Origin of the sequence: Haloterrigena salina JCM 13891, from assembly GCF_000337495.1 — an archaeon.
GTDB lineage: Archaea > Halobacteriota > Halobacteria > Halobacteriales > Natrialbaceae > Haloterrigena > Haloterrigena salina.
The window spans coordinates 198821-211151 of the sequence record NZ_AOIS01000045.1; the positions used below are offsets into that span (position 1 = coordinate 198821).

General features: G+C 63.7%; 16 protein-coding genes. 7 read left to right on the plus strand and 9 right to left on the minus strand.

Translation table 11 applies throughout. The features are described from left to right. Positions 1 to 73 precede the first annotated feature (73 nt). A complete protein-coding gene (locus C477_RS13585; RefSeq protein ID WP_008895075.1) occupies positions 74 to 646 on the plus strand; it encodes a diadenylate cyclase in 573 nt (190 codons plus the stop codon). A gap of 141 nt (positions 647 to 787) precedes the next feature. On the opposite strand, the gene C477_RS22945 is transcribed toward C477_RS13585, so the two are convergent. The 3 genes from C477_RS22945 to C477_RS13595 form a co-directional block, all read right to left on the minus strand. Then, on the minus strand, positions 788 to 1354 hold the full coding sequence (locus tag C477_RS22945; protein WP_152423329.1) for a zinc ribbon domain-containing protein: 567 nt from the start codon (positions 1352 to 1354) through the stop codon (positions 788 to 790). Beyond that, on the minus strand, positions 1275 to 2867 hold the full coding sequence (locus C477_RS13590) for a S1C family serine protease (RefSeq protein WP_008895076.1): 1593 nt from the start codon (positions 2865 to 2867) through the stop codon (positions 1275 to 1277). The genes C477_RS22945 and C477_RS13590 overlap by 80 nt, the downstream gene beginning before the upstream one ends. A 177-nt stretch (positions 2868 to 3044) precedes the next feature. Then, positions 3045 to 3602: a DUF5806 family protein gene (locus C477_RS13595; RefSeq protein WP_008895077.1), complete on the minus strand. Its 558-nt coding sequence runs from the start codon at positions 3600 to 3602 to the stop codon at positions 3045 to 3047. A gap of 324 nt (positions 3603 to 3926) precedes the next feature. Here C477_RS13595 and C477_RS13600 point away from each other — a divergent pair, with 324 nt between their 5' ends. Further along, positions 3927 to 4160 carry a ribbon-helix-helix domain-containing protein gene (locus C477_RS13600; RefSeq protein ID WP_008895078.1) on the plus strand — a complete coding sequence of 78 codons (234 nt, stop codon included), beginning with the start codon at positions 3927 to 3929 and terminating at the stop codon, positions 4158 to 4160. 4 nt (positions 4161 to 4164) lie between these two features. On the opposite strand, the gene C477_RS13605 is transcribed toward C477_RS13600, so the two are convergent. From C477_RS13605 to C477_RS13625, 5 genes are all read right to left on the minus strand, one after another. After that, complete coding sequence (locus C477_RS13605) at positions 4165 to 4716, minus strand: hypothetical protein (RefSeq protein ID WP_239641878.1); 552 nt, start codon at positions 4714 to 4716, stop codon at positions 4165 to 4167. Between the two features lie 367 nt (positions 4717 to 5083). Further along, positions 5084 to 5701: a sodium/glutamate symporter gene (locus C477_RS13610; RefSeq protein ID WP_008895080.1), complete on the minus strand. Its 618-nt coding sequence runs from the start codon at positions 5699 to 5701 to the stop codon at positions 5084 to 5086. Continuing rightward, a complete protein-coding gene (locus C477_RS13615; RefSeq protein WP_008895081.1) occupies positions 5698 to 6285 on the minus strand; it encodes a hypothetical protein in 588 nt (195 codons plus the stop codon). The genes C477_RS13610 and C477_RS13615 overlap by 4 nt, the downstream gene beginning before the upstream one ends. Before the next feature lie 295 nt (positions 6286 to 6580). Beyond that, positions 6581 to 6937 carry an SPW repeat domain-containing protein gene (locus C477_RS13620; protein WP_008895082.1) on the minus strand — a complete coding sequence of 119 codons (357 nt, stop codon included), beginning with the start codon at positions 6935 to 6937 and terminating at the stop codon, positions 6581 to 6583. 91 nt (positions 6938 to 7028) lie between these two features. Then, a complete protein-coding gene (locus tag C477_RS13625) occupies positions 7029 to 7382 on the minus strand; it encodes a four-helix bundle copper-binding protein (RefSeq protein ID WP_008895083.1) in 354 nt (117 codons plus the stop codon). Positions 7383 to 7658: 276 nt separating this feature from the next. On the opposite strand from C477_RS13625, the gene C477_RS13630 reads away from it, so the two are divergent. From C477_RS13630 to C477_RS23570, 3 genes are all read left to right on the plus strand, one after another. After that, the gene (locus tag C477_RS13630) at positions 7659 to 7979 is read left to right on the plus strand and encodes a hypothetical protein (RefSeq protein ID WP_008895084.1); all 321 of its coding nucleotides are present in this window, start codon (positions 7659 to 7661) and stop codon (positions 7977 to 7979) included. Then, positions 7967 to 8548 carry a hypothetical protein gene (locus C477_RS13635; protein ID WP_008895085.1) on the plus strand — a complete coding sequence of 194 codons (582 nt, stop codon included), beginning with the start codon at positions 7967 to 7969 and terminating at the stop codon, positions 8546 to 8548. The genes C477_RS13630 and C477_RS13635 overlap by 13 nt, the downstream gene beginning before the upstream one ends. A gap of 122 nt (positions 8549 to 8670) precedes the next feature. Further along, on the plus strand, positions 8671 to 8832 hold the full coding sequence (locus C477_RS23570) for a hypothetical protein (RefSeq protein ID WP_008895086.1): 162 nt from the start codon (positions 8671 to 8673) through the stop codon (positions 8830 to 8832). A gap of 24 nt (positions 8833 to 8856) precedes the next feature. On the opposite strand, the gene C477_RS13640 is transcribed toward C477_RS23570, so the two are convergent. Beyond that, complete coding sequence (locus C477_RS13640; RefSeq protein ID WP_008895087.1) at positions 8857 to 10314, minus strand: DEAD/DEAH box helicase; 1458 nt, start codon at positions 10312 to 10314, stop codon at positions 8857 to 8859. Positions 10315 to 10420: 106 nt separating this feature from the next. On the opposite strand from C477_RS13640, the gene grpE reads away from it, so the two are divergent. Continuing rightward, complete coding sequence (gene grpE / locus C477_RS13645) at positions 10421 to 11491, plus strand: nucleotide exchange factor GrpE (protein ID WP_008895088.1); 1071 nt, start codon at positions 10421 to 10423, stop codon at positions 11489 to 11491. 201 nt (positions 11492 to 11692) lie between these two features. After that, positions 11693 to 12331 (plus strand): Hsp70 family protein (locus C477_RS13650; RefSeq protein WP_008895089.1); only part of this gene is annotated, 639 nt, incomplete at its 3' end.

A 12331-nucleotide genomic window follows, 5' to 3' on the forward strand; every position in this document is an offset into this window, starting at 1 on the left:
TCCCGAACCGCCGGACGGTCCCACGGAGCCGTTCAGGCACCGGGGTTACGGCGCGCCGGGTTCAAACGCCGGTATGGACGACGAGCTTCGGATCGCCTACGAGACCCACGACGGGGTCCAGGAGCTGATCGACTGTCTCCACCACTCCCTCGAGTCGATCAGCCTGAACTTCGATCGGTGGGGCGAACAGTACGTGAAGGGGCCAGGAATGTACATCGCCGTCGTCACGGGCCCGTCGGTCGCGGACTTCGCGGACCCGATGGGGCAGAACACGTGGCCGACCGACCGCTGCCGGGACGTCTGTCTGGATCTGGAACGCTTCTACGAGACGGCCCGCGAGGTCGCGATGACGCGGGACGGCGCGCTCGTCGTCAGCGTCGACGGCGTCGTGCAGGAACAGCTGGTCCGCTTTACCGATCTGCTGCCCGAGGAGCTCGCGGCCGTCGACGAGCGGGAGGACGAGTACGAGGAGTGGATGGGATCGCGCCACATGAGCGCGCTGGACACCTCGCGGCGGCCGAACGTGGTCTCGACGCTGACGCTGAGCGAGGAGACCGGGCGCGTGACGATCTTCGAAAACGGGTCGTTCGAGACCGCCAAACGGACGGAACTCGGCGGCGAATGGAATCCGGAGACGTACGCGTGAGTTCGTCCCCGCGCTGAAGCGCGAGGATTCCTCTCGCTGGAGTCTCAGTCGGTCTGAGCTTCCACGGAGGCAACGTTCCCCGTACGGGTACTCCGGTTTGTCCGTTCCTCGTTGGCCGTTGTCTCTCGATCAGGGAGCGGGCTATGGCGTTCCCGCCAGTCGTAGTTTGGTCCACTTGAGGCGTACAAGCCGCGCCATCGACCTTACTTCTCGGCTGACCTGCCTCTCCAGGAACGTCCGTGATGCTGTGAGATCAGCGTGCCCTTCGAATCCACAGGGACACGTGAGCGTGTCGTGGCGAACTGTCTTATCACGTGAACCGCACTCGGGGCATTCCTGACTCGTCCATGCTTCCGAGGTTTCAGTCACATCACTCCCGTATTCTTCGCAAACGGATTTTAGCCGGTTGCTGAATCGGCGGTATGCCCAGAAGTTGTGTGTCTTCTCGTTCACGCGACACGACCAGTGCGTTGAAAGGACATCAGCGAACTCACCGACGTATACTGTACCGATCCCTTCCTCAACGAATTGTTCGACGAGATTTCGCACAAGCGCGTCTTGTGCGTGATTCCATTGTCGTGTTCGTTTCCGGTACAGTCGGTCACTGCGCTTACTGGTTCGACGCTGATTACGAATCCTGGCCGGGCGCGTCGCCGTTCTCGCAGTTCGTGATATAGGACTGCGCCTGCGGATGGTCCGGATACAGATCGAGGACGGTCTCCATCTTCGCCGTCGCCGTCTCGCAGTCGCCACGCCAGTAGGCCTCGAGACCCGCTTCGTAGGCAGCCTGCATCTCGCCCGTGGTGTTTTCGATGCCTAGTTCGGTCAGGAATCCCGCCGCAATCTCGATCGGGAGGCCGAACTGGATGTCCTGAATCTGGGCATCGTTGGGACTGAACGTCGCGACGCCGACGACCTCGCCGTCGCTGTTGTACATCGGACCGCCGCTGTTGCCGCCGTTGATCGCCGCGTCCGTCTGGATCGAGTTGATCCCGGTGTTGAGTTCGCGCCGCGCGCTGACGATGCCGGTCGTCATCGTGGGCTCGAGCGTGGTGTTCGTGTCGTCGAAGAGTTCGCTGATACCGATATCCGGATAGCCGATGACGTAGAGCTTCTCACCGGTGCTGAGGCCGTTCGCGCTGCCGAGGGTTACCGTCGGGAGGTTTTCCTCGTCGATGTCCAGAACCGCGATGTCCCGACCCATCGACGGCTCGCCGCTGGCTTCCTTGTACACGGTCCCCGTGGTTTCGACCTCGGCGGACCAGCTCTCGACCTCGAGGTCGTCGTCGGTCGTCGCCTTCCCGTTCAAGACGGATACCGACTCGGAGACGTCTTTGAGAGTCCCGTATTCCTCGTAGTAACTCATGATCTCCTCGTACAGTCGGCGACCGGACGCTTCCAGTTGCTCGTCGGTCAACGTACCATCCGACGCGAGCTCCTGTCGAATCGCGTTGCTCTGCTTTACCGCGAACCGCTCGTACGCCGTCTCCTCCGAGTTCTGGTGGGCACCGACGACGTGTGCGTTCGTGACGACGGTACCGTCGGGAGAAACAATAAATCCCGACCCCACTGCACCGCTCTGGACGTCCTCGCGTTTCGTGGTCGGGTTCTGCTCGGTGACGGCGATTAGACTATCAGCCACTTCGACTGGCCCCCGTTGATCGGCTTCCGTCTCCGACTGTTCGTACGCGGCCGTCCGTTCTCCGTTTTGGTATAACTCGAGGATGGGTGGCGATCGACCGCTCGTGGTTTGGTACTGGATCTCCTGTGAGGTCCCCGACTCGTATTCGAGGTAGAGAGTGCCGTTCCGTGTGGCGTACCCGCCGTTGTACTGGTTTTCCCCACTGTTTATGACGAACTTTCGATTGGACGAAAAGTAGAGTTGTTCATTCGTCGCTTCCCAGACGCCCAGGAGAGTCGGATCGACGGTATCGACCCACTGGACCGACGGCCAGGTCATCGTCCCGTCGACGACGTGGCGGACGTTCGTTATCGCGGCCTTATCGCGTTGGATAATCTGGCTCTCGATGTTCGGTGGATCTGGAATCGCCTCGGTTTCGTCGGCGGTCCCGTTCTCCGACTCGGTTTCGTTCCCGTCGGTTGCTGCCCCGTTGTCCGTCTCTTCGCTGGTCTGGTCGGAACAGCCAGCGACGGCGACGCTCCCAGCGACCGGAACGGCACGAAGGAGCCGCCGGCGAGTAATGGCGTCCTCAGAATCCATTCATTATGAATACATTCAATTTTGTATATAAGTATCCTCTGGCCGACCGATCGTACCGTTTCAAGGGCGGGTCGATCGGACGAGGATGGCTACTCCGTCCCGCTCGGACCGCCACCTTATCGATCGATGGCAGAATCGAACGCGATGACCGTTTCTAATCGCGTCGCCGGCGTCGGCTCACTCGGATTCGATCGCGTCCTCGCCGAGTCGCTCGCCGCAGTTCGGACAGCGGTCGTATCGAAGGTCGCGACTCGAGCGATGGACGGCCTCCATCGCCGCGCTGACCCGCTCTTCCGCGTTCGATTCGTCGGTCGGCGAGAGGGAGGCGCCTTCGACCTCGATCAGGAAGCGGGCCACCTCCGTCGCCTCGTATGCGATGTCGTCTAGCTCGTCGGCCGTGAAGAAGTCGGCGTAGGCGCCGTAGAGAAACGTCGCGCCCGCTCGGCGAACCTTCTCCTCGAAGGAGCGGCGCGACTGGTAGACGGCCTGGCGCGTGTACTGGTCGTCCATGAAGGGGACGAGGTCGGGGAGGTGTTCTCCGACGGTCGTCATCTCGACGCCCGTCACGGTTCGAAAGTCGGCACAGAGGCGCGCGACCGCCCACTCGCGGGCGGTGAAGGCGACGCGGTCGCGAAGGAATTCGGTGACGCGGTCGTAGTCGGCGCCCTCAAGTCGCTCGAACCGATCGGGCTCAGTTGCACTACTCGTAGCGGATGAATGCGTATCTTCGGGCATGGTTGGTTTCTGCGGTTGCCCGCGTCACGTACAGGGGTCCGACGAGCATAACGCTGTCCGTCGGGCACCGAAATCGCGCGGTCCGGCCCCGGACCATTGACGGCCGATAGATCGACGATTCGCGGCGGCTGAAATCCGTCGTTTCCGGCCGTCTCGACCCGAACCATTCAGTTTCACTTTCACCGCGGTACGCGAGTCCTTTTTACCGGCGATCCCCTTCCCAGCACATGGTCCTCACGAAAACCAGCATGGGACACGCAGCGGCGGGTGACGAGCGAACGGCCGCCTTTCGAGTCGGTCGTGACCGGAACGAGGTGACCGATAATGTCGCGTAGTTCGTCGCCCGACGATATCGTCGCCGAGCCCAACCACTCCCGCGCGGAGAACGGCCCCACGCTCGAGCGAGTGACGTTTCGGGCCACCGACGACCAGCTCGCGGCCCTCGAGTCGCTCGTCGACGACGGCGTCTACCACTCCAAGAGCGAAGCGCTCCGGGCCGGCGTCCAACAGCTCCTCGAGCGACACCGGAACGTCGAGATCGAGAGGGGGAGTCGGTAATCAGCTATCGGAGAGAACTATCGTCGATCCGAAGCGATTCCTCATCGACGGCGTCGAACTCGGCAGCCACGAGATCGCCGGCCGGGTCGAAGATTTCCGATTCGTCCCTCAGGACGTACAGGTCGCCCTGTTCCGTCTCTGCACCTTCCTGAGGGAAAAAGAGGAACCGATCGTTCGTGCCGAAGTACTCGGCGTGGACGGTATCGTAATCCGTAAACAGACCGCTTCGCTCGATATCCTGTGGGACCCAGCCCTGCGGTCCCGAAGTGATTCTGAACGGCGCGCTCGAGAAGAAGTTCTCGGGGCGAACCGCAGCCTCGCCGCCGTCGTCATCCAGAATTTCGAAGTCCTCGTCGATCTCGAGTTCGAAGGGGAGGTCCGCTTCGGTGAGCGGTCGGTACCGGACACGGACGAGATCGGTAATCCCTAACTCGTTTTCGGGTGGTGTCAATAACCGGTCGTCGAACACGTACTTCCCTCCCTCCTCGATTTGCGCGTCCGGGGGCACGAAGAGATACCCTTCTCTGTTCGTGTTGAAGTGTTGAATGACGCGCACGCTATGATTCCGGACGGCGTCCGGGTGGTCTACGACGGGAGCATCCTGCAGCGGCGGTGAAACGACTCGGAAAATTTCTCCCGAGAAGTACATCTCGCCGGTCGTGATCGCTTCTCGAAACTGTCTGTTGCCGTTGTTCCCCGACGATGACTCCTGTCCTCCGACAGTTCCGATCGCACCGAGTCCGAGTGCAGTCGAGGTGACCGAACCCGCCTTTAGGAACCACCGTCGTGATTTTCGGCCACGGTGATCGTTCATGGTGAATCAGTATCCATCGCGGACGCTCGGCCTTTTAGGCCGCGTTCCGATAGTCCACGGGCCAGCTTTTGCATGCATCTATCGGCTGTTACCGCGGGTTTCAGGGGATCTAGTTCTCGGACGAGGACCGAAGTCGTTGCCGGAAGAATCCGATGAGTTCGCTGACGTGGTCGGTTCCCCAAATCGAGACGATCGTCGCGCCGACCGTGTTGAACACGAAGTCGGTGACTATGTCGTCGATCCCGTAGACGGTGACTACCGTGCCGCCGAGGGCGAACTCCAGTACCTCCCAGACGACGCCGATCGCGAGGACGAAGACGACGATGAACACGGATCGAAACGTCGACGGGACGTTCATCTCATCGGAGTGGAGTTCGAACGCTCGGAAGGCGGCGTATCCCAGACCGGCGATAACCGATGCCGAGACCGTGTGGGCGATCTCGTCGTACCACTGGTACGTTTCGTAGAGCCAGAGCGACCCTCCGGTGTGGAGGATCACGGCGGCGGTGATCCAGAGGACGAGTCCGGCGTCCATCGAGTACCCGTACTCCCGACGCAACCACGCCGGCAGGAGCGTTATCCCGAGGGCCAACCCAGCTGTTCCGGTAATCGCGAACTGAACCGTCACCGCCCCGTAACCGAGGAGCGCGACGAGTGCGAGCTGCAGCCCCCGAACAATACGGCGCTCTTGGGTCTCTGTCAGCCCCACTGCGTCACTGAGCGTCATAGTGAGTCTGCTCCGTTCGCGGCTCGATCAACAGCCCCCGCCGGTTGGAATCGGACGACGTACCACTGAAAGATCCCACCGAGTGCGAGTCCGACGACGGTAACGACGACGAAATCCCACTGCAGTTCGGTCTGCGAGCGCAGGTACTCGGTCCCGAGCCACCGATCGGCGTAGAACTGCGCGACGGTCCAAAGCGCCTGAAGCGCCATCGTCGTCAACACTGCGAAACCGACGGAAAACCGACGGCTTAGTTCGACCGCGGTAAACGCTTCGAGCTCGACGACGACGATGAGTGCGAGCGTCGCGACAGTGATGTACACTGAGGTTTCGAACGGAAACACGGCTGCACCGGCGACGGCAGCGAACGCGACGACCGCGAGGAGCGGCCAAGAGACTACCGCCGTCCAGTCGCCGGTCGTTAGCGCCGGCGCTGCGACCGCGACGACGATGAGCAATTCGAATCCGCCCCAGAGTAGGATGCCCGTAAATACGTTCTCGAGGCCGCCAAGTGCTACGATACTCACTAGCAACCAGCCGATGATGGCGTTGATTCGCTCGTCACGGATGAGTTCCGCAAGCGTCACAGAGTATCACCACGGTTCGGGCCACTAAAAATGCGTAGCCGATTCGCGGCTCTCCGACCGCCTCGAGTTTCGATCGAATTGAGCTATTAGTTCCACACGTGCTCGCCACCGCCGTCTTCGCCGCCCTCTACTGGCTCCACCGCTCGAGTCCTTCCGAGAGCGGCGGCGGTGAGCGACCGACTCACGCCCAGACGAGAGACTGAGTCGTCGGTCGCTCGAGGCGCCCGCGTGATCGCGCGTTCGCCAGAATCGCGAGACGGTCGGCGCTTTCGCTCCGCGCTTCCCTATTCGGACGTTACGCGAACGGCTCGCGGCGCGATTCGGCCCCGACGTACGCGTCGTGACCACCGAAGCCCGCTATCACGGTCCCGGAAAAGACGTCGCTCCACAGCGCCGGTCCCGCGAGACCGAGCGCGAACGGCGCGACGACGAGCCAGCAGCCGAGGACTGCGACGATCCCCGCGGCGGTCGTGCTCGCGGGCCGTCTCCCGGCGCCGACGTAGTTGTAGCCGGCGAGGAGGACGACCGTAGCTCCGACGAGCACGTCGTTCCAGCGCCCGATCGCCGGCACCTGAAAGACGACTGGGGCCACGATCAGCCAGCAGCCGAGCAGTCCGTTCCCGCCGGCGGTCAGGTCCGTTGTCGCGGCCATCCGTGGGTCGAGGTCGGGAGTCGCTCGTCGGGAGTCGTCGGGGGTATAGGGCGATCAGCGCTCGCTGCGTTGGTGCACGTCTCGACGCCGATCAGGTCGACGCCATGTCGCGGCAGGTCTCCGCGCAGTCACGGAGGGCGTCCGCACAGACCTGGCAGTGTTCGGCGTCGTGGCGCTCGCACTCCTCGGCGCACTCCTCGCAGGCGCCGGCGCAGGCCTCGGCGAGTTCCGCGCTGTAGTTCGAGTCGCGAGCCATGAACCGCGCGTGCATCGTCGTCAGGTCGGCGACGTCCCGACAGAGCCGGAGACACTCGGCCATCTCCTCGCCCTCGCCGGCGCACTCGTCGGCACACCACTCGCAGGCCTGTGCGGCTTCGAAGCAGTTGTCGATACACGCTTGCATCTTCTCGTTCTCGCTGACGTGGTCGATCTGAGTTAGTGCCATTGCGATCGAAGGGACGCCGGCGACCGGCTTTGTTATCCACAGACCACGGCGGTCCGACCGAACGGTGAGGATCGATACTCGCGGTGGGAACCGCGGGACGGCCGATCGGTGAGGAGCGGTTCATGGACGATTACCGCGGATCCGACGACAGGTTCGTCGAGGATCGCTGCCATTGCTGGCCGCTATCGCCCCCGTTAGAGACGGCATCGACCCGATCGTCGCACCGATGAAATACCATGCCGCAGCTTAACGACCGCCGAAACTGAAGCCCGCAGTGTGACCCACTCTGCCGTCCACCTCCTCGGCATTCCGTTCGCGATCATCGCCGGCACCGGGGCCGGAGTGTTCGCGCTCCTGTCCTGGGGAATCTTCCGGGATTCGCCCTTCGGAACGGCGATCGCGCTTCTCTCGGTCGGGATGGTCGCGCTGACGATTTACCACACGATGTTACTCGTCGTCGAGCCGGCATCGCCGGTCCTGGACGTTCTCCGAAGCGCGGCGAACACGATCGTCGCGATTTTCATCGGCCTGCTGATACTCCGACACCGGCAGCTCCGACGCGATCGATCGGGAGGTGAGGCCGCGTGGACGGACTGACCCCCGTCGTCGGCTACAACCTGGCGATCGGCGTCGTCGTCACCCTCGAGCTCCTGTACCTCCTCTCACTCGAGGAGTCGGTGACGGCGTACCGTCGGTTCGTGCTCGTCACCGTCGCCGGGCTGGTGCTGGCCGTGATCGGCGGCCCGATCGTCGAGTTGGTGGCGCCGCAGCTGGTCCACTGGGTTCACGGCGCGGCCGCGTTGCTGGTCGTCTACGGTCTCTACGATCCCGTGACGAACGACGTGCGAACGACGGAGTGGGAGCGCGTGCTGTTGAGCGAACCGTCGCGGGTCCGACGGCCGGCCGAGTGGATGACGCCGATGGACGACGAGATCCTCGGTGCGCTCCACGGCACTGAGCTCGTGCTGACGCCGGCGGTCGTCGCCTTCAACACCGGGTTCAGCCGGAAGGAAGTGAACCGGCGCTTGATCGAACTCGCTGACCACGGGTTCGTCGAAAAGGTCGAACGGGGCAAGTATCGGCTGACGCGGCGCGGCGAGCGGTATCTCCGAGGACAACTTCGGGCGACCGCGTCGGCGGACGCCGAAACCGGAGTTCGAGGTTGAGCCGTCCGGCGGCGAACGACGGACCGAGTACGAACCCGCTCGCGCCGTTTCGGCCGAAACGGATGAGGGACGAGCGTATGCATGCTGTATCGATTTGTCTCGAACCGACAGAGAGTAAGCAAATGCCATACGAACCGCCGGTCGAGTGTCCGCTCTGTCGGGAAACGCTGGAACTGGACCAGACGCTCGAGACGCACCTCGTCGGCTCCCACACGCACCGCGAGGTCGCCCGCTATCTCGCCTCCCACCACGAACGAGTACAGCCCCGCTCGGTTTCGGACTGAACGTATTTTCCGTCTCGCTGGCCGTCAGTTACGTCGCCGTCTCGCGATCCGTTCCTCACCAGTGTCCTCGGCGACGACTTCGTAGAGGAGCGCGCGACCGCCGTCCGCTTTCGGCCGAAGGATCCGGCCGAGTCGCTGGACGAACTCCCGCTCGCTGCCGCTACCCGAAAGGACGACCGCGAGCGAGGCGTCGGGGACGTCAACCCCCTCGTCGAGTACGTTCGAAGTCGCGATTCGGGTGTAGGTCCCCTCCCGAAAGCGCTCTAAGATCTCTCGTCGCTCGGCGGCGCCGGTCTGGTGCGTGATCGTCGGGATCAGAAATCGTTCGCTGACGTCGTACGCGAGGTCGTTGTGAGCCGTGAAGACGATCGTCCGCTCGCCGCGGTGGTCGTCGAGGATCCCCTCGAGGGCCTCGAGTTTGGCCGCGCTGCCGAACATGAGCTCCCGTGCGCGCTGGCGAGCGAGCAGGGCCTCTCGGGCCTCCGGGTCCGACCCCGACCGCTTGACCAGTTCCTGGTAGTCCGAGCCGCTGCGCATCTCGATGCCCGATCGGGCGAGGTAGTCGGTGAACACCTCCTGCTTGCGCTCGTATTCCTCGCGTTCCTCGGACGTCAGTTCGACCGCGAGTCGCTTGACGTCGTAGTTCGCCAGATGGTCGCCGGCCAGTTCGTCGACATCGACGCGGTGGACGAGCGGCCCGACGATCTCCGCGATCACCTCGTGGGCGCCGTCGGGGCGTTCGAACGTCGCCGTGAGCCCGAGGCGGGCGGGCACCGCGAGCAGACGCGCGATCTCGCGATAGCCCTCGCCGCCGAGGTGGTGGACCTCGTCGAAGACGACCAGTCCGAAGCGGTCGCCGACCGAGTCGGCTTTGAGGTACGCCGAGTCGTACGTCGAGACCGTGATCGGCTCGAGGCGCTGCTCGCCGCCGCCGAAGCGTCCGATCGGCCGATCGAACTCCCGCTCGAGTTCCCGCTGCCACTGCTCGAGCAGATCGATCGTCGGCACGACGACGAGCGTCGGCACCGAGAGGCGCTCGATCGCCTTCAACGCGATGACCGTCTTGCCGCTGCCCGTCGGGAGTTCGAGGACGCCCGCGGGCGCACGGTCTGGCATGGAGCGGCCGGTATCGACGGCCCTGTCCGCCCAGCGGTCGGTCTCGAGCCACGCCGACAGCGCCTCGCGTTGATACTCGCGGAGTTCGTACGCCGAGTGGAGGTCCGGAAGGGACTCGAGGTCGAGCACCCTGTCGTCGATTCGATCGGCATTTGCGGTTGCGTCCGTCAGCGCCACACGGAGATCGGCGTAGCGAAACGCGGGGACGCGCCGCCCGTCGGTGCGCGGATCGGCCGCGAGATCGGGGACCGCCTCGCGGACGGCGTCGAGGGCGTCGCTCTCGAGGTCGTCGATCCGAACGGTGCCGTCCTCGTACCGGAGCGCGATCGGCGGCGACTCCGGACGGTCGTTCTGGGGCCGCGTCACGGTCCCTACTCGCGGCCGAACGACCAAATACTGTCGGACTGGCGACGGGCGGAACGACGATCACCGTACCTCAACCCTTTTATTACCGCTGTTCGTTGACAGCCACATGAGCGAAGACGAGGGCACGGACGCTACCGCCCAGGGTGTCCCGTCCGAGGACCACTCCGGCGACGCCGATTCGGACGAGAGCGTACCGACGACCGACGCCGACGAATCGGCCGTCGACGCCGACGCGCCGGAGACCGACTCGTCGGCCGCCGACGAGGACTCGGAGGAACGCGCGGGAGACGAATCGAGCGCGGACGAAAACGGCGAGACGGCGCCGCGACCCGAAACGAGCGACGACGTCCAGCAACTCCTCGATCAGGTCACGGAGTACGACGACGAACTCGCGCACAAGGTCAACGCGATCGTCGAGGAGGCCCGGGACCTGAACGGGACCGTCTCCGACCAGCGCGAGGAACTCGAGGACCTGACCGAGCGCGTCGAGGAACAGGCCGCCACGATCGAGGACCTCCAGGACGAACTCGAGGCCAGAGAGCAGCGACTCGAGGAGGCCGAGGACGAGGTCGAGGACCTGAAGAGCCGGCTGAAACGCAAACAGGCCGACTTCCAGAACTACAAGAAACGGGCCAAGAAGCGCCAGGAGCAGATCAAGGACCGCGCGACCGAGGACCTCGTCGAGCGACTGCTCGGCGTCCGGGACAACCTGAAACGCGCCCTCGAGGAGGACAGCGACGACGCCGACAGCCTCCGCGAGGGCGTCGAGATGACCCTCCGGGAGTTCGACCGAATCCTCGAGGACGAGAACGTCTCGGAGATCGATCCCGACCCCGGCACCGAGACCGATCCGCAGCGCCACGAGGTCATGATGCAGGTCGACAGCGCCCAGCCCGAAGGGACCGTCGCCGACGTCTACACGCCCGGCTACGAGATGGGTGACAAAGTCATCCAGAACGCGCAGGTGACCGTTTCCAACGGCCAACTCGAGGCCGAAGACGGCGAGGACGACGCGACGGACGAAAGCGACGAGGCTGCGGACGACGGATCGACGGCCGATTCCGACGGGGACGAATCGGACGACGAGAGCGAGGGCGCGATCGAGCTCGGCGGCGAGGTCGCAGACGAGGACGGTCAGACGGAGGCCGACGACGAAGCGACCGCCGACTCGGAGTAAGGTCCCAGACTGGATAGAAATCTGCCATTTCTCTCGACAATTTCGCGTCGATTATCGGCCGTTTTTCGACTTCGTGACAAGTTCACAAGGTCGTATTTTGTGCCGTTAAAGTGGCTTCTACGGCCCGATCGGAGAATTTTATTCGGCCCCCGATATTCCCTAGTAACCTTTAAAACAAAGTGCGCACAATAGCCGCCCACGATGGCGAGCAACAAAATTCTCGGAATCGACCTGGGGACGACGAACAGCGCCTTCGCGGTGATGGAAGGCGGCGATCCGGAGATCATCGTCAACTCCGAAGGCGAACGGACGACGCCCTCCGTCGTCGGCTTTACCGACGACGAGCGACTCGTCGGGAAACCGGCGAAGAATCAGGCCGTTCAGAACCCCGAAAAGACGATTCAGTCGATCAAGCGCCACATCGGCGAAGAGGATTACACCGTCGAGATCGAGGACGAGGAGTACACGCCCGAACAGATCTCGGCGATGATCCTCCAGAAGATCAAGCGCGACGCCGAGGACTATCTGGGCGACGAGATCGAGAAGGCCGTCATCACGGTCCCGGCGTACTTCTCGGACCGACAGCGCCAGGCGACCAAGGACGCCGGCGAGATCGCCGGCTTCGAGGTCGAGCGCATCATCAACGAGCCGACGGCCGCGTCGATGGCCTACGGCCTCGACGACGATTCCGACCAGACCGTTCTCGTCTACGACCTCGGCGGCGGGACGTTCGACGTCTCTATTCTCGATCTCGGCGGCGGCGTCTACGAGGTCGTCGCGACCAACGGTGACAACGACCTCGGCGGCGACGACTGGGACGAGGCAATCATCGACTGGCTC